The sequence below is a fragment of the Sutterella megalosphaeroides genome (genome assembly GCF_003609995.1).
Taxonomy (GTDB): domain Bacteria; phylum Pseudomonadota; class Gammaproteobacteria; order Burkholderiales; family Burkholderiaceae_F; genus Sutterella; species Sutterella megalosphaeroides.
Window position 1 is genome coordinate 1,358,597 of sequence record NZ_AP018786.1, and the last position, 21,797, is coordinate 1,380,393.

Consider the following 21,797-nt stretch of genomic DNA (forward strand, 5'->3'; position numbering starts at 1 on the left):
TATCGGTTGCAATGCACGAACGTCCGGATTTTCTTGGGAAAATTCGCCGTTTTGCAAAAGGAAGGTTCCGAGTCGACGGTCTTTCAGCTTGTAGTCTGCGGGGTTCAACCGGACTTGCATCCGGTAGGGGCCTCGCCAAGCGCGCTCGGACCGTGTATGCTGCCCGGATGTTTTTCGCCCGACAGAGACGGGCGAACCGAATCCGATCGCCCCGACCGATGACACCCTTCGACCCGACCGCCGCTTTTTCCTCCGTTTCCGATTCCGATTCCGAGCCCGATTTCGCACGAGACCCCGAGAGCGCCATGCTCATGAGGGCGCTCGCCGCGTCGTTCGTCGACGGCGACGTCGATTCGGATCCGGGGTTGCGGGCGGAATTTCTCTCGAACGACCCCAAGGCGGGCACAAAAGTCGTTTCGGTCCTCGAAGAGGAGCTCGCTCGCTGCGACCGCTTCGCGATGAGCGTTGCTTTCGTGACGATGGGCGGTCTTACGCCGCTTCTCGAAACTCTGAGGGAGCTGCGGGATCGGAACGTTCCCGGGCGCATTCTCACGACCGACTACCTCCTTTTTTCGGAGCCCCGTGCGATCGAGCACGTCCTCAACGAATTCCCCAACATCGAAATCCGCCTCTACCGCACGTTCGGCTCGAGCGCGGGATTTCATACCAAGGGCTACATGTTCGAGTCGGGAACGGGGTGCCGTTTGATCGTCGGAAGTTCGAACCTCACGCAAACGGCCCTCACCACGAATCGCGAATGGAACGCGCGCCTTGTTTCCCGCACGAAGGGGGCGTTCGCGGCGAAAATGCTCGCCGAATTCGAGGCGCTCTGGCACCACCCGGCAAGCCGCCCCGCGAGGAGCGAACTCCCCTCCTACCGCGAAGCCTGGGAAAAGGCCCGCGAGGTGCGGCGTCGCCTCACCGAGGTGGCGGAAGAGGCCGAGGTGACGGAGATTCCGGAAGGAGCCTCGGATGCGGACGCGAGACCGGTCGAGTCCTCGCATGAGTCTTTCTTCGGGACCTCCGTGCCCGCATCGGCTCAGGAAAGCCCGTCGGCGAGCACGGAGACCGAATCGGAGCGCGCACCGGGAGCCGTTTCGGAGCCTTCCGACGAACTTCCCGCCGATCGTCTCGCCCCCGTTCCCGCGACGACTCCCGGGTCGAATCCTTCCGTTCCCGAGCACGGTAGCGAATCCGACGTTGCGACGCTCGTCGCTGCAGTCAACCGGCCGCGCACCCGCTTCCCCGCGTTGCGCCCCAACCGCATGCAGCGCGATTTCGTTGCGTCCGTTCTGAAGCTCGTGCGCGACGGGGAACGTCGCGCGCTTCTCATTTCCGCCACGGGTACGGGGAAGACGTATGCGTCCGCCTTTGCCGTTCGGGCGCTTCTCGGGAAGTTCGAAGCGGACGCGCCGCACAGTCCGCACTGTCGCGCCCCTCGGGTTCTTTTTCTCGTGCACCGCGAACAAATCGCCCGCCAGGCGCGCGAAAGCTACCGCCGGGTGCTCGGAAGCGGCGTCTCGTCGGGGCTCTACACGGGGGCCGTCTCGCGCGCGGAGCGCGAGGAGGCGATCGACGCGCGCATCGTCTTTGCGACCGTGCAGACGATGGAAAAGGCGTGCCGCACCGAAGAGGACGAAGGAACGCTCTTTGACGACGTGCGTGATGTGCGGGACTTTGCGCCCGAGAGTTTCGACCTCATCGTGATCGACGAAGTGCACCGAGCGGCAGCGGCAAGCTACCTTCGGATCATGCGCTACTTCGAGCCGCGCTTCTGGCTCGGGATGACGGCGAGCCCCGACCGTCCCGACGGCGAAGACATCTATGCGTTGTTCGATCACAACATCGCTTACGAGCTGCGCCTACAGGGGGCGCTTGAAGAAGAGTTCCTCTGTCCTTTTCACTACTTCGGCATTCGGGAATTTTTGACGGATGCGGGGGAAGCGGGCGAGCTCGCGGACTTCGCGCGCCTTGCCTGCGACGAGCGCGTCGACTACATCCTTCGGGAAGCGTCCTTTCACGGCTGGAGCGGCTCGCGCGTCAAAGGGCTCGTCTTTTGCCGCACGAACGAGGAGGCGAGGGCACTTTCCGACGCTTTCAACCGTCGGGGCCTCCGCACCCTCGCCCTTTCGGGGGCCGACTCGCAAAGCGCCCGAGAGGCCGCGATCGAACGGCTGACCGCGGATGAACCCCTCGTGACGGGAACGGTCACGGAAGCCGTGTGGGAACGGTCCGAACGTGAGCCGCTCGACTACATCTTCACGGTCGACATCTTCAACGAAGGGGTCGACATCCCCGACGTGAACCAAGTGCTCCTTTTGCGCCCGACGCAAAGTCCCATCATCTTCATCCAACAGTTGGGGCGCGGCTTACGAAAGGCGCCCGGGAAAGAGTATGTCGTCGTGGTCGACTTCATCGGAAACTACGAAAACAACTACCTCATCCCGATCGCGCTCTCGGGCGACCGCTCGTACTCGAAAGAGGTCATGCGCCGCTACGTCGCGACGGGCTCGCGCCTCATTCCCGGCGCATCGAGCATTCACTTCGATCCCGTTTCCCGGGAACGGATCTACGCGGCGATCGACAACGCGAAGACGCAGACGATGAAGCTTCTGAAAGAAAGCTACCTCGAAATCCGCCGCAAGCTCGGTCGGATCCCGAAGCTCGTCGACTACGAGGCGCACGGCTCGATCGACCCGACGAAGTTTTTCGAAGCCCGCGGCTCCTACCACGGGTTCCTGAAGCGGGTCGAATCCGACTACGGGCGGGTCTTTACGCCTGCGGCCGAATCAATGCTCGCCTATTTGTCGGGACGGATCGGTCGCGGGGAGCGCGCGGGCGAAGCGCTCCTTTTGCAGCTGCTTCTCGCCGACTACCGGGCTCGAAAAGCGGGGAAGCCGTCGGGCTCGAAAGGCCCGTTTCACGGCGGCGCTCGAGTCGCTTGAGCGTTCTCGGGAACACTCCGCCCCGCCCGTCACCGAAGCCCATCTCGCGTCGATCCGTCGCCAGATGACAAACGGCTTTCACATCCGGCGCGAGGACGCCCTCAAGTACCCCGCGTGCGTCTTCATCGAGCCCGAGGTTCGGGAGAGTGCGTCCGAAGCTTCCGGCACCTCCGCCGGCTACGCCGCTCACATGCTCTCGGACGGCGGCCGCGAGGCGGACGACGCGCTTCAGGACGAATCGCGCTGGACGGGGGCCGAGTGGCGCATGAGCACGGTCTTCGCAGCGACGCTCGACGAAAACCCCGACCTCGTCGAGGAGCTTTCGGACCTTGCCGACTTCGTTCTCGCTCGCTGGGCGCGCCTTTACGGCGTCACCTACCGCGAGACGCGCTTTTCGCTCTACCAGACGTACACGTACGAAGAGGTGTGCCGGCTCTTGGATTGGGAGCGCAACGTCAACGCCCAAAATATCGGCGGGTACTTCTACGACCGTACGACGAAAACGCTCCCCGTCTTCGTCAACTACGAAAAGGAGGAGGGTGCGATCGCCTACGCGGACCGGTTCCTCTCGGAACGGCGCTTCGTGGCGCTTTCGAAACGCAACCGCCGCCCGACCTCGTCCGACGCGGACCACATCTTCAAGCGCGGTCCTGAGGAGGCCGAAAACCGCATCTACCTCTTCGTGCGCCGCAGCAAGAAGGAAAAGGAGGCGAAGGCCTTCTACTTTCTCGGCGAAGTGCGCGCGGCGGGCGAACCGATTCCCGTCGAGGTGCCGGGCGCAAACGGCGTCGATCCCGCCTTCGAAATCGACTATCGTTTGGCCGAGCCCGTACGAAGCGACATCTACGCCTACCTCACCGCCTGATTTTTAAACCGTTGCGGTTCCGACCCGAAGGGCGACCCGCGACGACCATGAAAACAACGAACGCAATGAACGCAACGAAAGCAACGAACGAAATGACTGAAACGAACCGAACGACCGAACCCCGAGCCGCGACCGACACGCCCCGCAAGCGTATCGAAGTCGTCGCGGCGATCATTCGCCACGAAGGCCGCATTCTCGCCGCGCAGCGCGGCTACGGCGAATTCAAGGACGGCTGGGAATTCCCGGGCGGCAAAACGGAGCCCGGCGAAACGCCCGAACGCGCGCTCGTGCGCGAGATCGAAGAGGAGCTTGCCGTGCGCGTCAAGCCCGAAGTGCTTCTGACGACGGTCGAATACGACTACCCGACCTTCCACCTTACGATGCATTGCTTCCTCTCGACGATCGAAGCGGGAGAAATCGAAATGAAGGAGCACGAAGCGCTCCGGTGGCTCGCTCCCGACGAGCTCGACCGCGTCGAGTGGCTCCCCGCGGACGTCGAGGTGGTGGAAAAGCTCAAGGCGCACCTCGCGCTCGATGCCGGGGCTACCGAGAACCTCTGACGCACGACTTCCGAGTCGAAGAAGCATCCGCCAAGGAAGAAGACAACAAAAACGCGCCCCGTTCGTTCGAGCGGGGCGCGTTTCTTCGAGGAGGAGAGCGAACGGGCCGTTTTGAATCTTCGGACCTTCGGACATCCGGCCGATTCGCTTCGGGACTCCATCGACCTCAGCCGATGTCGACGAGCTCGTAGTTTTCCGAACCCATGCCGAGTTCGCGCATGTAGGAGAGCTGCCGCAGACCGTGGCGCGTTTCGATGCGCTCCACCAGGTCGTGGTTGTGGGTCTGGTTGTAGACCAAGTCCACGCTCGCCTGGTCGATCGCGAGAATGTCGGTCGAGGCGAGAATGCCGATGTCGGGAATCGTGGGTTCCGCGGCGGACGTGCCCGCGCAGTCGCAGTCGACCGACATGCGGCGCAGCACGTTGATGTAGACGATGCGCGGCGCGAAGTGGTCGACCACCGCCTTGGCGGATTCGGCCATGTTTTCCATCAGACGCTCTTTGGCGGGCCATTGATCCCAGGGCTTGGTGACGTCGTCGACGCCGTGGACCTGCGCCTTCCCGATCTTGCCGTCGGCGCAACCGATGGCAATGTTCTTCATCGAGCCGCCGAAGCCGCCCATGACGTGCCCCTTGAAGTGGGTGAGAACGATCATCGAGTCGTAGTTGACGATGTGTCCGCCCATCGAGACCGCCTTGAAGTGCTTGCCGCCTTTGACGGGGAGATCCACCGTGCCTTCGGCGTCCATAGAAATGTCCTCAGGGAACCCCCGTCTTCAGACGGGGGAGGAATGAGATGCGGGGCGAAGCCACGCATACCCGTATCCGTCGTTAAAAGAAAGCAGTCGGCAATGACGCCAACCGATGCCGTCCACCTTGCCTTCAGGCGTCTGAATGACAAAGCAACCTCGCGCACGGACAGCCACACGGCCCCGGTAGGTTCCGGCCTTCCTCCCCGAGGGAACGACGGCCTTCACCATGTCGCCCGTGGCGAACCCGTGAATGCGTTTTTGGCGCGTCAAGTAGCCGCGCGGGAAGCCGTACTTGTCGACTCGCGTGCGCTGATAACTCCCCCGTCCCGTACAACGGACTTGAAGGATGCCCATCCCCTTGGGGTAGTGCACCCCGTTCACCCGACCCGCGCAGAGCGCATCAAGCCAGTGTTCCTTCGGAACCCTGAACGTATGGCGGTTGAACTTCGTCAGTGCGCCCGAACCCGTTTCAACAGGAAGGCCGAAGGTCTGCAACGCGTTGAAGAGCGACCAACGTGTTGCGTTGACCGCCGTCGCATCTCGAAGGGGCTTCTTGATTTGACGCTTGATGCGATCAAGCACGTCGGGGCGACCTTTCAGGAAAACGTCAACAGGTTGCGCATCCTTCTTTTGGTTGCAGTCCACACAGGAAAGCACGAGGTTCGAGATGCGGTTTGAACCGCCACGAGCCTTCGGGACCACGTGATCGATGTTGAGCGGAACGTTCTCCGCTCCACAGTAAACGCACTTCCTGCCGAACTTCTCAAGAAGATACTCGCGCACCTCGTACTCGAAGAGCGTTCCCTGCTGATACTCGATGCCCGAGATTTCCGGGTTCTGCAGCTTCTGCGTGTCGAACTTGACGAGCTCCTCCACGATCCCCGTAACGGGCGCAAGTTTGACGAGCTTCGCCACCCATGCGGTTGCGGTATCCACGCGGTGTCGAAGCGACGGAGGAAGCCATCCCTGCGGCTTCGTGCGGTTGAGAAACCTCGGGGCACGATGGCGGAGATTCCCGCGTCGCCAACGGCGATGGGCACTTCGACCGGTCAACGCATCACGGATGGATTCGCCGCGATGAACGAGTTCGATGAAGAAGAGGGCATGATGATCTCCCTTCTCGTCCACACGAACAACGGCGAAGCCCGAGCGACGGGAACCCGGATCGATCTTCACGAGGACGGGCTGAAGCTCGGAGTCCTCGATCAACCGATCCGTCAAACGGATCGTGAACGGGAAGAGCCTCACGACGCGAGCTCGGCCCGATTTCAGGAGCCTTCGCGCCCGAGCGGGTCGGCACGGCATCAGAGGCCGGTGCTTCCTGTCCTGAACAAACACAGAAACTGACATGATTGGTAAACCTTACGGTTCATCGGGGTTACCCCCGTGACATCAACAAAGAAGTTGAATTCCCCTCGCCAATGTTGCAGTCCGGCATTGCAACGGCAGACCGTTTCGTGAATACCCAAATCTTGTCTGCTTCTGCCGTTTCCGGAGCCCGGAGCTGAGGAAGCACCCCGGGGCGGGTCTTGTAACCTAACTGCAACGTAGTTTTCCTTTCGGATCACTGAGGCTGGTCAATCAGGCTTCTTCAAGCCTCTGCCTTCAGGCAGGGGTGATTGACGATGTCGACCGGGCAGAAGGTCCAGCCGTTCACTTCGAGGGTTTTCAGGTGCTTTTCGGTCGTGTCCCGGTCGCCCGCGTAAAGGGTGTTCGTTTCGACGATCGTGCTCTCGGGAATCGTCGCCTGGAAAGCCTTCACCATGTCGCGCGGCAGGATGTTGGGGCCGTGCTGCTCGCCCGTATGGAGTTTGATCGCGACCTTGCCCGAGATCGAGCCGTTCACGAGACCGTAGAGACGGATGAGGTGTTCGGCGTCGATCGTCTTCGAGAAAAAGACCTTGGCCTTCGGACCCGTAAAGTCGGCGTTGACGCGGCGCGACCCGACGACGGGCGCCTGAGGATATTTCGAGCCGCCCGTCGCAACTGCGGCTGCCACTGCCGTCGTTCCCGCTGCGCCCCCGAGAGCGAGACCGCCCAGAACGGCGCCCGCGGAGCGGAGAAATTCTTTGCGTGTGGTGTTCATTTTTCTCTCCCGATAAAACGTTGTCGCGCAAGCGCGGGTGCGCCGGAAAGGTTCGACGCACTCGTCCCCGCGTACGAAAGCGAGTATGCGCCTCTTCGGGCCCGGTGCGACAGGTACGGGAAATGCGGATTCTTGCCCGAAATGCTCGAAACGATCGAAACGGTCGAAACATGCGGAAGGCCGCCCGCAAAGCAAAACCGCCCGCAGGCGGAAAACCTGCGGGCGGCGGTTGCGGATCAGCGGGCGTGCCGTCGGGCGAGGAGTTGTTTCACGATCGAACTCAGTTTCCCGAAGTCGATCGGCTTGGCCAGGTAGGCGTTCATGCCGGCCGCATAGATTTCGTCGATGTCCTCGGTCAGGACGTTTGCGGTCGCGGCGACGATCGGGATGCCGAACGCTTCGGGGTGGGAGGAGCCCCGAATGGCGCGGGTCGCATCGAGCCCGTTCATCTCCGGCATGTTGACGTCCATCAGGATCGCCGTATAGGTCCCCGGAGCGGAATTTCGGAATTTCTCGACCGCTTCTCGACCGTTTTCGGCCATTTCGGCCGCACATCCGAGCTCGTCGAGGAGTTCGGCCAGGATTTCCTGATCGATGAGGTTGTCTTCCGCGACAAGGAAGAGGGGCTTGGCGGGCGTTGTCGTCACGGCGTCTTCCGGCTTTATCGCACTCTTTGCCGTGGCGCAGGCGCGCGCAACGACACCCGGTCCGAGCGCGGCGCTTTTCCCCTCGGGATTCCCCGTCCGATCCTTGTCAAGACGGCTCGCCTCCGTGCCGAGGCACGTGTTGCAGGAGGCGTGCGCCGCGCAGGCTTCCGGGGCGACGCCTCGCTTGAGGGCAGGGGCATCTTCGACGGGGGCGGTCGCCGTTTCCTCCGACACCGCGTTTGGGACTTCCGTCGAGTCTTTCGACGGGCGCAAGTCGATTTCACCCGTCTCGAGCGGCGATGCGACGGGCGACTCCGAACCCTGCAAATTCAGGTTGCGCGCCCGCTCATCGTCTTCCGAGAGGATTTCCATGGGAATGGTCATTACGACGGTCGTTCCTTCGCCCACCTGACTTTCAATGCGGATCGTGCCGTTCATGAGCTGAAGCAGCGACTTCACGATCGGCATGCCGAGCCCGGTGCCGCGCATTTCGCGCGTGTGGTAGCGCTGCTCGCGAGCGTAAGGCGTGAAAATCGTCTTCAGGAATTCGGGACTCATCCCGCAACCCTCGTCGCGAATCGTGAAGCGGAAGTGTTCTCCGTCGTCGCCCGAGGTGATGCGCTCGACCGAAAAGCGGACGGACTTCCCGGAGGCCGTGTATTTGAGGGCGTTCGAGAGGAGATTGTTGAGGATAAGCTCAAGCCGTACAGGATCCCCGGAAACAGGACGGGCGACGTCCGTGAAGTCGGTGATGAAGTGCTTGCCGTCCTTCCGGGTGCCGTCGGCAAAGGAGCGCGATACGGTGGCAAGGAAAACGTCGAGTCGGAAGGGCCGAAGCTCCAACTGTATCTTCCCGTCGCGAGCGGCCGCAAGCTCGAGGAGGTCGTTCACGAGGCGCAGCAGGATGTCCGCGCCGTGCCGGATGTGACCGAGCGCCAGCTTCATCTTCGTCCGGTCGCACGAGACGAAGGCTCGCTCGGCGATCGTCGTCATGTTGCAGATCGCGTTCAAGGGCGTGCGCATTTCGTGCGAGACCGAATGGAAAAAGAGCTGCTTCGAATGTTCGCTTTGGCGCGCGGCGTCCAAGGCCGTACGCAAGAGGGCCGTCTCCGTCGTTCGTGCCTTGTGTTGCACTTCGACGTTGGTAATACGCAGAATGATTTCATCGGGCAAAACGGCGGAGTCGAAGACGAGCATTGCCGCTCCCCAGGTGAGGTGCCCGTCCTCGGCTCGGTATTCGAATTCGCCGCCGAACTTTCGAGCATTGTCATCGTAGTGCTGTTTCAGGGAGTCCAGCGAAAAGTTGGCGAGAAACTCGGAGCGCCCCGTCGTGATCGCTTCCGTCAGCTTGTGAAGCGCGGTTTCGTAGGAACCTTCGTTCGGGATAGCACGTTGCACGGTGTCGGTACCGGCCAACAGTTCGTAACGCCCCGTCTGCAGGTTGACGAGAACGACGAGTTCCGACGAGCGGAACATCGTGCGGATGATGTTCGAGATGCGAACGAGCCGATGCTCGAGCCGTCGAAGGAACTTCGACCCCCAAACGAGAAGGAGTGCGACGAAAAGCGCGCAAGCCGCGGAAACAAGATTCAGGTGCTGAAGTTTCCGATCGAGGTCTTCGGTGAAGTAGCTGTGAACCACCCAGTTGCCGTTGAAAAGTTCCGATCCGTAAACGGACACGGCCTTTGTCCCGACGTGCGCCCGGAGCGGTTGCTCGGCGACGGACAGCGTTCCGAGCTCCCGAACCCATGCTTCGACGGCGTCCGAAAAATCCTCCATGGAGCCCCGGTGGTCGGTGCGCATGAGGAAGGGCCGACCCGTGCGATCCGTGAGGAAGTAGTACCCGTTGAGGCGTTCGGAGGTCGAGTAGATGGTCATGTCGGTGCCTCCCGGGTAGAGGTCGAAGCCGAACATGGCACGGTGTTTGCGGTCGTAGTGGGTGACGGTAATGACGGGGCGACCCGAACCCGACTCATTGTAGATCGGAGAGACACGTGCTCCGTCCGCGGCTTTCGCGAGTTGATACCATTCGCGCTCGGCGACCGTGGGATCGAACCACGGCACGTTTTTCGTCGTGTAGAACTTTTTGTCGTCGAGAATGATCCAGGTGTTGAAGCCGCGCTTTGTTCCGATCATCACCTGGGCCTGCAGGAAAAATTCCCGAAGCCATCGGTTGAGTTCCTCATCCGTGGCCTTGCTGTCGAGCCTTGCGACGAGTTGCATGTGTCCGGCCGTAGCGACGGAGCGCAACATCAGAAGGCGGTTCATCTGTTCGCCGCGAAATTCTCCGAGCGTATACGCTTCGTGTTGGTGGAAGTCCTCGACGATGTTCGAGCGAAGGATGCCGTAGAGCGCGGCGCCTGCACCGAGGAGGATGAAGAACACGACGACGCGAAGCAAAAAGAGCGGAAAGGAAATCCGACTGAGAAACGAAGAGAGATGCGAATTCATAGAGGGCAGAAGAGTGCCGACAGTGAAAACGGTATCGGTCCGGTTGGTCAAAACGGGCACCGCGCGGTCGCGCGCTTCCGGGACGCGCGAAGACGACGTCGGGCGGAAAGCGCCGCAAGTTTCGAGGGAGAAAGCTCGGCGTGCCGCAGGCGCAGACAAAATGGGTGCAAAGTTTAGGCGAAATTACAAAAAAATTTCAAGCGGTTCGGCAAGGGAAGTCGTTGCTTCATCGCGCGGTTTACGCTGAATTCGATCGATTGCCGAAGGAAAAGGCTTCGTTCGCGTTCGAGAAAGCTCCGCGGGAAGCTCCCGTTAGGACGTTGCGAACGCACTCCTCGGATTCGTCCGCCGCTCTTGAGCGCACGGATCTTCGATGTCGGTGCGGTGCGGCGGGTTTTCGCGGGCCGAGAGGGGCGGGCGCCGAGCTCCTCCCTGCGGAGTCGTCGGAAGAGAAACACCGGCCGGGCATGACACAAAACAAGAGACGTGCGTCTTCGACGTATTCGAGGTGCGGCAAAGCGGTGTGCCGAAGTGCATACTTTCTTCTTTCCCGTTTCCGCCTCGAAACCCCGCCTCCTCACAAGACCACCGGAGAACCCCGTGCCTACCCAGCCGAGCACAGACCGTCGTCCGATCGATTCCCGCGCCGTAGCCGTCGTCATGGCGCTTTGCTTTATTTGGGGCCTGCAGCAGGTCGCGATCAAAGCGGCCGCGCCCGAAGTGAGCACGATGTTGCAGGTCTCGGTGCGAAGCGCGCTTTCGTGCCTGCTGCTTCTCGCCTGGAACCGGTTCGTGTCGAAAGAACCCTGGACGCCGGGCGTGAAGCCCTTTCACGGCTTTCTGACGGGGCTCTTCTTTGCGGGCGAATTCTTTTTCGTGGCGGAGGGCCTGCGCTACACGTCGGCCTCGCACATGGCGGTGCTCCTCTATACGGCCCCCCTCTTTGCGGCCGTGGGGCTTGCGTTCAAGCTCCCCGAAGAGCGCCTGTCCGCCTTCCAGTGGGCGGGCGTAGCCACCTCGTTTGCGGGGATCGTTCTGGCGTTCGGCGTTCCCGCGCTCCTTTCGGAGCACGAACTCGGCGCGGACTGGCTCTGGGGTGACTTTTTGGGGCTCTGCTCGGGCCTTTCCTGGGGCCTCACCACGATCACGATCCGAACGACCACGATGAGTCGCGCGTCCTCGGGGCAGCTCCTTTTCTGGCAGCTCGCGACGGGCTTTGCGATTCTCTTTCCGTGCGCGTTCCTCATGGGCGAGACGCGGTTCGAGCCGGGGGTTGTGGGCTGGTCGAGCCTCCTCTTTCAAATTTTCGTCGTAAGCTTTGCAAGCTACCTCATCTGGTGCGGGATGCTGCGGCGGTACTTGGCCGCGCGGCTCGGCGTGCTCGTTTTCGCCACACCGTTGTTCGGTGTGGTGATGGGCGTCGTGATGCTCGGCGAGTCGGTCGACGGCTGGTTCGCGGCGGGCGCGGCGCTCGTTCTGGCGGGCGTTGTCGCCGTGCAGTGCGAAAACCGCATCCGCGAATTTCTGGGTCTCAAGTCCCATTGAAGTCCTGAGGTTCGCCTGATGCTCTCTTGAGACGCGAACGCACCACAGGTTCCCGACACATTCGAAAGCAAGAAGGAGAACACAATGAAAACCGAATTTCCGATTCCCGAAGAAGACCTCGTCCGTTGGCGCCGTCACGTGCACCGTCATCCGGAGCTGAGCTTTTGCGAACACAAGACGGTCGCGTACGTCGAGGCGGAATTGCGCGCCATGGGGATTGATGAGATCCGTCGTCCGACGGAAACGAGCCTCACGGCCGACATCACGGGGATGCTCCCCGCAACGGGTCCCGTGCGCACGATCGCGCTTCGCGCCGACATGGACGCGCTTCCCGTCGAAGAGGCGGAGGGCCTTGAATTCCGTTCCGAAAACCCGGGCGTGAGCCACGTCTGCGGGCACGACGCGCACGTGGCGATTCTGCTCGGTACGGCGAAAGTCTTGACGGCGCTTCGCTCGACTTTCGCGGGTCGCGTTCGCCTCATTTTCCAGCACGCGGAAGAATCGCTCCCGGGCGGCGCGCGCGACATGGTTGCGGCGGGCGTCCTTGAGGGCGTGGACGCCTGCGTGGGGTTGCACGTTTGGAACGACCGCATCGGGCGCCTTTCCGTCTGCACGGACCGCGTGGCGACGACCGCTTCCGACGCCGCCTGGATCACGATCGAAGGGCGCGGCACGCACGGTTCGATGCCGCACGCGGGGATCGACCCGATTGTGGTGGGCTCGGAATTGGTGGGGGCGTTGCACACGATCGTCTCGCGCAACATCGCGCCCGATCACTTCGTCGTCGTTTCCCCGACGGTCTTCGAAGCGGGCAAAGTCGTCAATGTCATTCCGCAGACGGCCCGCATCGGTCTCAACATCCGCACGAAGGACGCCGACGACCGCGCGCTCGTTCGCGAACGCGTCTATGCGCTCGCCGAGCACGTGGCGGCCGCGCACGGCGCGAAGGTCACGATCGACTGGCAGTCGGGGTACGATGCGATCGTTCAGGACGAAGGCATGATCGCGCGGGCGCAGCGCGTTGCAAAGGAGACGCTCCCCGAACACCTCATCGCCACCCGTACGGGGTGGACGGCGAGCGAAGACTTTTCGGCCTTCGCAAACCGCGTCCCCTCCGTGTACCTTTTCCTCGGTGCGGGCGGCCCCGAAGAGGGCTACCACGTCCAGAATCACCATCCCGCCTTCCGCGCCGACGAAGGGTGCCTTCCCTACGGGGTGGCGGTCGAGACGGCGTTCGCGCTCGACTTCCTTGCGGGCGAACGCTGATACGCTGAGCCTTCAAGCGCACAAGTCGCAGCCGTCGTCTCGTTGACCGGCTGCGGATAAAGCAAGGCCCGGAAGCGAAAAACATTTCACGCTTCCGGGCCTTGACCGTTTCCGGCCTCAAAGTTCGCCCGCCGACATCGCGGTGGCGGTCTCAAACCGTCGGAAGAGGGCGAGAAGCCCCACGTGAAGTGCGCTCGTGTCGACCGCCCCCGCACGCCCTTCGGCGACGCGCTTCATGTGGCGCGCGGTCAACTCGTAAATCGTCGCGTCGTTGCGGCGGATGCGCGCAAGGAGCGCCCGACGGCGGGAAGCCGTGCGCTTCGGCGTGTCGGCCTGCGCCCCGGGGCGCTCGCCCGCAAGGAGCCGCACGAGCATCTCCAGGCCCTCCGCCGCACGCTGGTGTTCGCGCAGCAGCTCCTCAAGCCCTTCGGGCGTGAAGAAGCAGTGCTCGGCGCACTTTTTCGTCTCCAACTCCGTCACGATTTCGTCCGCAACGTCGAGCGCAAAGGAAAGGCCTTCGTTTGCGGTATGGATGTTTTGCCAGAAGCGGGCTTCTTCGCCCGTGAGGACCGACTTGATGAGGTCGTTCAAGAACTGTTCGACGGCCGCGCACCGCCGCCTCAAAAGGTCGATGTCGTCGTGAAACGCAAAGAGAATCCCGGCGGGCGGGTTCGTGCGCAGGGGCGTGTCGAGCCCGCGCCAGAATTTGAGAAGCCGCTCCGCCGTGATCACGACTTCGGACCGCGCGGCCGAGAGGGCCGTGACGGGAGCAAGCAGGTTTTCGGGCGTCTCGAGCTTCACTTCGGCGGGAAGTTCGGGGGCGGCGTCGGAAGGAAGCAGCCGATCGGTAAGGCGCGCAACGGGTCCCAAAACGCACAGCCCCGCCGCACCGATTGCGGCGTTGAGAAGAAGGTGAAAGTCGACGAGCTTCGCGCCCGAGTCCACAAACCCCTTCAAGGGTTCTGAGAAAACGTAGAGAAGAAGGCCCGCAATCGTCACGCCCGCCGCACGGAAAACGAGGTTTCCCGTCGGAGCGCGCCGCGCGACGGGAGAGCCCGCGGCGGTCGAAACGGACGCCAAGAGCGCACTCCCGAGGTTCGCGCCCGCCACGACCCAAAGGCCCGCGTAGGGGTCGATCACACCCGACGTGACGGCGCCTGCCGCCACCGCCACAACGGCGAGACTCGAAAAGCATACGAAGGCGAGCGCCGCACCGAGAAGCCCCGAGAGGAGGGGATTCGCTCCGATCGTCTGAAGCGCGGCAAGCAGCACTTCGCTTTCTTTGACGGGTTCCGTCGCGGCGACGATCGTTTTGAGGGCCATCATCACGAAGGCAAGCCCCAGGAGCACCCGACCGAACTGGCCCACGCGCGTGTCCGGCCGCCGCACGAACGGAATCACCCCGAGGATCGTGAGAAACGGAACCGCGATCGAGAGGTCGAACGAGAGAAGCCGCACGACGAAGGCGCTCCCGAGGTCGGCGCCGAGCACGCACGCAAGCGCCGTCGCGGTCGTGACGAGCCCCTTTTGCTGCAGACCCGCAACGAGCAGGGCCGACGCGGTCGAGCTCTGCAAAAGCGTCGCGAGGCCGAACCCCGCTGCAAAACCCTTCGCCCGGTTCGTGAGCCGCACCGAGAGCCACGTGCGAAGCGAATCTCCGAACGTGCGCAGGATCCCGCTTTTGACCATGTAGAGACCCCACACGAGAAGTGCGACGCCGCCTGCGAGCGTAATGAGTCCGTGCATGCCGTTCCTCCGATGCGAATTTACTGAGCCGAGGCCTCACGCGGGCCTTTCGGTTTCAAGCGGAATCTTCTCCACCCGGCGCATGCCCGCGCGCTCGCGCCAGGCGGCAATCCACCCGTCGAGGATGACGGTGTCGTCGACGACCGCCTCCACGCGCCAGGCACCGTCGGGCAGCGTTTCGAACGAGGTCTGCCCGACAAAGGGCGTTTCTTTGAGGTTCCGTGCGGTTTCGGCGCTCGTGAATTCGAGAATCAGGCGGATTTTTCCTCGGTTTGCGTAGTTGAAGTGACGTTGTGCCACGTAGCTGTCGAGGTCGAACCCTTCGGGCCGATCGACCGGGCAGTCGAGGATTTCGGCATCGAGCAGGCGGTGAAGCGCCAGGTGCCGCACGTCGTCGTACCCTTCGAAGCGACATACCAAATAGAGACGCACGTCCTGCTGCACGAGACCGAGGGGCGACACCGCCGCTTCGCGTTCCTCGTCGCGGACGTTGCGGTAGCGGATTCGGAGCTTCACGTCTTTGTAGAGCGCTTCGCTCACGACGTCGAAAATGCGCGGTTTGATGTCGGGCGGTACCATCGGAACGGTGCTCGAAACGAAGGACACTTTTTTGAGCCAGGCGTTCGCGCGGGACGCTTCGTCGCGCGAGGCCGTAGCGTCGATCGCGGCGTCAAAAAGGGGCGCAAGGGCGTCGGTCAGTTCGCGCGGCAGTTGGTAGCGCAAATGCTCGCGTGCGAGGCGCAGAAGGAGCCCCTCGTGCGGCAGCAAACTCGCAAAGGTCGTGTCGTTTCCGGTGTCCGTTCGCCGATAGCCGTAGGGCTTCGATCCCGTTCGGCATTCGACTCCGAGGTCGGGTGAGGAGCTCAACGCCTTCAGATAGCGCTGCAGCCGTCGGGGCGACATTTCGATCCCCGCGGCCGAAAGCTGTCGGCGCAGTTCCGTCGACGAAATCCAACGCGCGCGGGGAATGCGCCTCAGAATCGACAGGTAGATCAAGGTGTCGCTCGAGGGAGCGAGATCGTCGACGGACATCGGGATGGCCTCCGGGAAAAGGAACGATGAAAAGCCTATTGTAGGGGGCTCGGGCCGATGTCGCGATCCGCCGCGACGGCGCATAACGGCGCATACTTGGCGAATCCCTTATAGAAATCCCGACCGACGTCCCTCGCGCCGGTCGAAACCGCACCGGAGAAACAAAAATGCTTGCAGGAAAACCGTTGATCGGTCTCACGCCCGCCCGTTTTCGCGAGGCTGGTGTCGTCGGAACGCGTGCCGGCTACGAAGAGAGCATCCGCGCCGCGGGCGGCGTGCCGCTCGTTCTGCCTTTTGCCGAAGAGGCCGTGCTCGACGCGCTCTTCGAAGAGCTTGACGGCCTGTTGCTTACGGGCGGCGTCGACGTCGACCCGAGGCTCTACGGCGAGACGCCGCAACCCGAGTGCGGCCCCATTGAGACGGAGCGCGACCGACTCGAACTCCAACTCATTCGCAAGGCCTGGGAAAAAGACCTTCCGATTCTTGCCGTTTGCCGCGGCGCGCAGATCCTCAACGCGGCGATGGGCGGGACGCTCTACCAGGATTTGCCTTCAGAGCTCGGTCTTCCGCCCGAGCGTCACTCTCGACGCGATGCCGAATCCCTTCTCGTGCACGAAGTTCGGACGGTTCCGGGTACTCGGATTTCCGAATGGTCGGGTACGCAACTCGGCGTCAACTCGCTCCATCACCAGGCCGTCAAGCGGCTCGCTCCCGTCTTCGTGCCCGCGGCCTATTCGGCGGAAGACGACGTGCTCGAAGGGTTCGAGGCGCCCGAGAAGCGCTTCGTCATTGCGGTTCAATGGCATCCCGAACGCCTGAGCACCCGACAGGGCGAAGCGGCACGACTTTTCGAGGAGTTCGTCAAGGCATGCGCGAACGAGTGACCCGGGCTCGGCCGTAACCCGCCGCACCGCAAGCACCTCAACCCCCTCTCGGGCTCGCGACTCCGCCCAACCGCGGAAGCCGCTCCCGAAAACCCGAAATCGCACCGGAAGCGCGATTTCCGCGCCTCATTTTTGAACTGTATAATCGATGTTTGTATTGGCATTCAAAGGACACCCGATGACACGCCTCAAACCCGACTCACGCATCGACTTGTCTCCAACCGGAGGGGCGCCGACCCCGGCTTCGGCTTCGAGCCCGAGTGAGACTCCGACACCCGACACCCCCACGGTCGCAGGGCCCGAAACGGGGCGGGGGAAGGTTGTATACAAAGAGGCGATCACAGAGGCGGTCGGAGACGCCGAAAGCGAGGAGGGCGGGACGTCGATTCTCGATGCATCGGCGAATGGGCTCCCGATCGAAGCCGACTTCGATGAGGAGGACGATGCACTCGATTCCGTTCGCGTCGGATCGCGTGCGGCCGACTATCGGGCCAAAACCAAAGCGCTCAAGAAGCGGTTCCCCGGGGTCATCATCGTGCCGGGCGTCGACGTACTCGGCGACTACCTTCGTCATCACACGTGGAGTACGCTCGACTGTCTGGAGGTCTTTCCCTGGACGCGGTGGCTCTTTTCGAAGACGGCGATGCTCGAAGTGCCCTTCATCCTCAATACGACCGAAGTGGCGAAGCGCTGGCCCGAGGCCGCGGCCGCCCTCGGGAAAACCGCGAGAAACGCCCGCATGCTCTTCGACCCCGAAGACCTTCATGCGTGGTTCGCGCGGCGGCTTCGCACCTCGGTGCAGCAGGTGCTCGTTCCCGTCTCGATGTTGGCGCAGCAGCCCGAGGCGTTGCGGCAGCGGTTCCTCGAATTGTGGGACGAAAGGCTCTCGGCATTTTACGAGCGCGAGCGCCCCGTTTCGCGTCGCAACGCGCGCACGGAGAAAAATCCAGCGTTTCTCGGGGGCTGGGGCCTCGAAGACTGGGTGAAGCCCGACTACCGGGAGCTCCTTTGGACCTGGAAGGAGGAAAACGACGCGCTGGCAGAGCGGCAGGGCGTCAAGCCCAACCGCGTCAGGTACGAAAGCATTGAGGTGCCTTTCCCGACCGACAAGCTCCCCCGCATGCTCGGGCAGACGGCAGTCTCGAAGACGCGTGCCTACGATTCGAAGGACGTCGGCAATTCGACGATTAGGATTTTCGCCTGGGCCAAACACGAACTCGTCATGCCCGAAACCGCCGCGCGGCCCGAGAGCCGCATGCCCCCCTCGGGTTTCACGCAGGGGATCGCGCTCGGGGGAGAACGCTTTTTCGAGGACTACCGCATCGGGCTCGTCGATCTATGGCCCGCACGCAAAGTGCTTGATGTTTTCGGTGAGGAGGTTTTTCGCGACGCTGACTGGCGACTTGACGCGGGTCTCTGCGCCTGGGCGAAGAAGGACGCCCGGTTCGGTCCGGGGCTGCCGCCCAAAGCGCAGGCGGCGATGCTCGGGTTTGTTTGAGGGCTGCGGGACGCAAAGGCGTCGATGCCGGACGGGGTGTCGGTCGGTGCGGGCTCCCGAAATCGGCGCGGTGCGCTATCCTTGTTGTCTGTAAATCTATCCTGAAAAGGGTAGGGAGGTTTAATTAGTGTTGTGTAATCGCAACACTTTTTCAGCAATTCAAAACAAATCTGAAGGTTAAATTTCAAGGAAAACATATAGTTCATAAGAACTAAGGGTTAACCCCCCCCCCAAGCCCGACCGAAGTGCAAAAATTTCCGAGTCGCGATTCCGGAAACGCGTTCGACCAACCCAATTTTTCCCGCTTGACATTCCTTCTTTTGGACCTCAGACCTCGGGGATGTCGATTCGGAGGAGAAACAAAACATGACTCTGCGCACTTCGCTTCTTGCCGCCGCTCTCGTCGGCGCTTTCGCAGGCTCGGCCGCTGCCGCCGACGTCTCGCTCTACGGTCTCGTCGACTACGGCTTCCAGTACGAATCCGTCGACCAGGGCTCCGAACAGTACGAATCCGATAACTTCCAGATGAAGTCCGGCATGAACTCGGGCTCGCGCTTCGGTCTCAAGGGCTCCGAAGAAATCGCCGCGGGCACGCAAGTCGGCTTCGTTCTTGAAAACGGCTTTTCGGCCGACGACGGCACGATGGACAACAACGGCCGCCTCTTCGGTCGCGAAGCCCAGCTCTTCGTTTCGGGCGAATTCGGCACGTTCTCGTTCGGTCGGGTCGGTCAGCTGATGAGCGCGAACGGCACGTACGGCCTCATGAGCAAGTTCAGCGTCTTCTCGGGCGGCTGGGGGAGCCACACGGGCGGTAAGTATTTCCACGTCGCCGACTGGGGCCGCATGGACAACACCATCACGTACGTTTCGCCCGCCGTGGCCGGCATCCGCGTGCACGCCCAGTACTCCTTCCAGCCCGACACGAAGGAAGTGCACGGCGTCGGTACCGCCGTTGAAAACAAGGGTACGGCCGACCGCGTCGGTTCCTTTGCCGTCACGTACGAAGGCGCCGCTCTGAAGTTGATCGCTCTCGGTCAGTGGAACCAGTGGTCGAACCTGCCGCGCGGCGCTCAAGGTACGAGCACCGACTGGCGTGAAAAGAAGAACGGTTACAACGTCTTCGTCGGCGCTAACTACGACTTCGACGTCGCCAAGGTCTATGTGACGGGCGAATACAACCAGCACATGCGCATCAAGGCTTCCGACAACACGACCGTTACGGGCATGGCGGGCGCCTTCTCGAATTGGATCAACAATACGGGCTACATCGACGGCTACGCCGCGACGATCGGTGCGGACGTTCCCGCTTTCGGCGGCACGTTCAAGGCCGACCTCGGTTACCGCTACGGCGAATGTGTGGTCAACAACGCGAACGACTTCAAACAGATCGCGCTCGGTCTCGGCTACACGTACGACCTCAGCAAGCGTACGACCGTCTACACGGGCGGCTCCTACGTCGACGGCACGCTCGGCAAGATCCATCCGGGTGCCGACACGCTCGATCCGACGGCCTACGAACTCTTCGCGGGCATGATCCATCGCTTCTGATTTTCGAACGTTCCAAACGGTTCGAACCTCCCGTGCCCGATCGCGCGCCGCGCGTGACCGGGCCGGGACTCCCGGGGAGACCTCTCGCAAGGCCTCCCTTTTTCTTTTTCTAGTTGCCCTCGTTCACAGTTGACGTTTTCTCCGACGGGAAACACCCGCGTTTTCCCGAAACCGACCGATGACCTCGGGTTTCTCCTCTAACATTTATCTTAGGGTATAGGCACTATATCGGGGGTCGGCCGAGCCGACGCGACGTTCCCTTTTTTCAAGGCGAAGTTTTCCGGACCAAAGGACTTTCGCCCGGCTTCCCCGACCGCGAAGCATGCCGAGCGTCGGACTCTCGGACCGATGACCGTATTTCAAAAAGGAGCTTTGTATGAAATTCCGTACCTCGATCCTGACCGCCGCGCTCTCGATGGCGATCGCCGGTTCCGCGCTTGCCTGCACCACGGTGGTGGTGGGTGAAGGGGCCTCGGCCGACGGGTCGTTCCTGATCGCCCGCAGCGCCGACAGCTCGGCCATGAAGGCCCAGCACATGGTCAAGCACCCGGCGCGCACCTACAAGAAGGGCGACATGTATCGCACGCAGGACTATAAGGGTGCGACCGACTTCTCGTACCCGCAGCCCGAACAGGCGATGGGCTACACGACGGTGCCCAATTGGAAGACGCAGCTCCACGGCGCGACCGGCTTCAACGACGCGGGCGTCGGCATTTCGGGCACCGAATCGATCTTCGCGCGTGACGACGCTCTGAAGCTCGACCCCTACAACGAAAAGACCGGCATCACGGAAGACGACATTCTCGACGTTCTCCTGCCGCGCGCCAAGACCGCTCGCGAAGCCGTCGAAATCCTCGGCTCGATCATCGAAACGACCGGCGCGGGTGAAGGCTTCGGCGTGGCGTTCGTCGACGACAAGGAAATCTGGTACCTTGAAACGGGTACGGGCCATCAGTGGCTCGCTCAGCGTACGCCCAAGGACACCTACTTCGCTTCCGGCAACCAGGGTCGCCTGCAGAAGTACGACCCCAAGAGCCCCGACTTCCTCGCCTCGAAGAACCTCGTTCAGTGGGCGACCGAAAACGGCTTCTACGACCCGAAGAAGGACGGCGAATTCAACTTCTCGAAGGCCTACACCCGCGACGACGAACGCGACCGCGATTACAACGACCCGCGCGTCTGGCAGATCCAGAAGATGCTCAATCCTTCGCTCGAACAGAAGGTGGGCGACGGTCGCAACTTCCCCGTCTATCTGAAGCCCGAAAAGAAGATCACGGTCGAGGACCTCAAGGCGATCATGCGCGACCACTACCAGACGGGCGAACTCCAGTCGCACGACCCGTACACGAAGGGTCTGCGCGGGGACGAACCGTACCGTCCGATCAGCGTCTTCCGTACGTACGAAGCGCACGTGATGCAGGTGCGTCCGTGGCTGCCGGATGAAATCGGCGCCGTCACGTACGTCGCCATGGGCATGGCGGACCTCTCCGTCTTCGTGCCGTACTACCACGGCTTGAACGCCTATCCCGCCCACTACGGGCAGGGCACCGACAAGGCCGACAGCGAATCGCTCTACTGGAAGTATCGCAAGCTTCAGACCCTTGTCATGACCGACTATCCGAAGCTCCACGGCGTCGTGCAGAAGGCCTACGCCGACTTCGAACGTCAGACGGCCGAAGCCCAGAAGACGTTCGAAGACGAGTACGTGAAGGTCTTCAAGCAGGATCCGAAGAAGGCAGACGCCATGCTCGAAGACTTCAACCAGGGCGTGATGGCGAAGGCCGAAGCTCTGGCCGAAGACCTCACGAACCAGGTCTTCACGATTCGCACGAAGGACATCGAAGACGCCAACTTCTTCGCGAACCGCAGCAAGAAGGACTGACGGGCTCGACTCGAACGCATGAACCCGAGGGCGCGCGCAACGTGCGGCGGCCCTCGGGGCGAGTGCCGCTCGACCCTCGAACGTTCTCAAG

Annotated in this window: 15 protein-coding genes; 9 read left to right on the forward strand and 6 right to left on the reverse strand. The window is 62.3% G+C overall.

Annotation, left to right across the window (positions count from 1 at the left end; all coding sequences use genetic code 11):
• Positions 1 to 305 precede the first annotated feature (305 nt).
• The 3 genes from S6FBBBH3_RS05765 to S6FBBBH3_RS05775 all read left to right on the forward strand — a co-directional run bounded on the left by S6FBBBH3_RS05765 (position 306) and on the right by S6FBBBH3_RS05775 (position 4,370).
• Complete coding sequence (locus S6FBBBH3_RS05765) at positions 306 to 2,945, forward strand: DEAD/DEAH box helicase family protein (protein ID WP_170143839.1); 2,640 nt, start codon at positions 306 to 308, stop codon at positions 2,943 to 2,945.
• A 64-nt stretch (positions 2,946 to 3,009) separates the two neighbouring features.
• Complete coding sequence (locus S6FBBBH3_RS05770) at positions 3,010 to 3,810, forward strand: DUF3427 domain-containing protein (protein ID WP_120176843.1); 801 nt, start codon at positions 3,010 to 3,012, stop codon at positions 3,808 to 3,810.
• Positions 3,811 to 3,902: 92 nt separating this feature from the next.
• Positions 3,903 to 4,370: a (deoxy)nucleoside triphosphate pyrophosphohydrolase gene (locus tag S6FBBBH3_RS05775; protein WP_120177838.1), complete on the forward strand. Its 468-nt coding sequence runs from the start codon at positions 3,903 to 3,905 to the stop codon at positions 4,368 to 4,370.
• A 166-nt stretch (positions 4,371 to 4,536) separates the two neighbouring features.
• On the opposite strand, the gene S6FBBBH3_RS05780 is transcribed toward S6FBBBH3_RS05775, so the two are convergent.
• The 4 genes from S6FBBBH3_RS05780 to S6FBBBH3_RS05795 form a co-directional block, all read right to left on the reverse strand.
• The gene (locus S6FBBBH3_RS05780) at positions 4,537 to 5,118 is read right to left on the reverse strand and encodes a DUF362 domain-containing protein (protein ID WP_120176844.1); all 582 of its coding nucleotides are present in this window, start codon (positions 5,116 to 5,118) and stop codon (positions 4,537 to 4,539) included.
• A 27-nt stretch (positions 5,119 to 5,145) separates the two neighbouring features.
• A complete protein-coding gene (gene iscB, locus S6FBBBH3_RS05785) occupies positions 5,146 to 6,471 on the reverse strand; it encodes an RNA-guided endonuclease IscB (protein ID WP_120176845.1) in 1,326 nt (441 codons plus the stop codon).
• A 241-nt stretch (positions 6,472 to 6,712) separates the two neighbouring features.
• A complete protein-coding gene (locus S6FBBBH3_RS05790) occupies positions 6,713 to 7,207 on the reverse strand; it encodes a hypothetical protein (RefSeq protein WP_197714291.1) in 495 nt (164 codons plus the stop codon).
• 236 nt (positions 7,208 to 7,443) lie between these two features.
• Entirely contained in the window at positions 7,444 to 10,305 is a 2,862-nt protein-coding gene (locus tag S6FBBBH3_RS05795; RefSeq protein ID WP_120176846.1) for an ATP-binding protein, read from the reverse strand.
• Positions 10,306 to 10,905: 600 nt separating this feature from the next.
• Here S6FBBBH3_RS05795 and S6FBBBH3_RS05800 point away from each other — a divergent pair.
• Together S6FBBBH3_RS05800 and S6FBBBH3_RS05805 are read left to right on the forward strand one after the other, a co-directional pair.
• Positions 10,906 to 11,850 carry a DMT family transporter gene (locus tag S6FBBBH3_RS05800; RefSeq protein ID WP_232008735.1) on the forward strand — a complete coding sequence of 315 codons (945 nt, stop codon included), beginning with the start codon at positions 10,906 to 10,908 and terminating at the stop codon, positions 11,848 to 11,850.
• An 84-nt stretch (positions 11,851 to 11,934) separates the two neighbouring features.
• Positions 11,935 to 13,116 (forward strand): M20 metallopeptidase family protein, encoded by a 1,182-nt coding sequence (locus tag S6FBBBH3_RS05805; protein WP_120176848.1) that lies wholly within the window; start codon positions 11,935 to 11,937, stop codon positions 13,114 to 13,116.
• A 117-nt stretch (positions 13,117 to 13,233) separates the two neighbouring features.
• On the opposite strand, the gene S6FBBBH3_RS05810 is transcribed toward S6FBBBH3_RS05805, so the two are convergent.
• Together S6FBBBH3_RS05810 and S6FBBBH3_RS05815 are read right to left on the reverse strand one after the other, a co-directional pair.
• Complete coding sequence (locus S6FBBBH3_RS05810; protein WP_120176849.1) at positions 13,234 to 14,862, reverse strand: Na/Pi cotransporter family protein; 1,629 nt, start codon at positions 14,860 to 14,862, stop codon at positions 13,234 to 13,236.
• Positions 14,863 to 14,898: 36 nt separating this feature from the next.
• Positions 14,899 to 15,894: a helix-turn-helix transcriptional regulator gene (locus tag S6FBBBH3_RS05815; protein WP_120176850.1), complete on the reverse strand. Its 996-nt coding sequence runs from the start codon at positions 15,892 to 15,894 to the stop codon at positions 14,899 to 14,901.
• Between the two features lie 167 nt (positions 15,895 to 16,061).
• Between S6FBBBH3_RS05815 and S6FBBBH3_RS05820 the strand changes: the two genes are divergently transcribed.
• The 4 genes from S6FBBBH3_RS05820 (at position 16,062) to S6FBBBH3_RS05835 (ending at position 21,706) form a co-directional block, all read left to right on the forward strand.
• Positions 16,062 to 16,778: a gamma-glutamyl-gamma-aminobutyrate hydrolase family protein gene (locus tag S6FBBBH3_RS05820; RefSeq protein ID WP_120176851.1), complete on the forward strand. Its 717-nt coding sequence runs from the start codon at positions 16,062 to 16,064 to the stop codon at positions 16,776 to 16,778.
• Between the two features lie 178 nt (positions 16,779 to 16,956).
• The gene (locus S6FBBBH3_RS05825) at positions 16,957 to 18,276 is read left to right on the forward strand and encodes a hypothetical protein (protein ID WP_120176852.1); all 1,320 of its coding nucleotides are present in this window, start codon (positions 16,957 to 16,959) and stop codon (positions 18,274 to 18,276) included.
• Between the two features lie 366 nt (positions 18,277 to 18,642).
• On the forward strand, positions 18,643 to 19,824 hold the full coding sequence (locus tag S6FBBBH3_RS05830; RefSeq protein WP_120176853.1) for a porin: 1,182 nt from the start codon (positions 18,643 to 18,645) through the stop codon (positions 19,822 to 19,824).
• Positions 19,825 to 20,200: 376 nt separating this feature from the next.
• The gene (locus S6FBBBH3_RS05835) at positions 20,201 to 21,706 is read left to right on the forward strand and encodes a C69 family dipeptidase (protein ID WP_120176854.1); all 1,506 of its coding nucleotides are present in this window, start codon (positions 20,201 to 20,203) and stop codon (positions 21,704 to 21,706) included.
• The last annotated feature ends 91 nt before the right edge of the window (positions 21,707 to 21,797 follow it).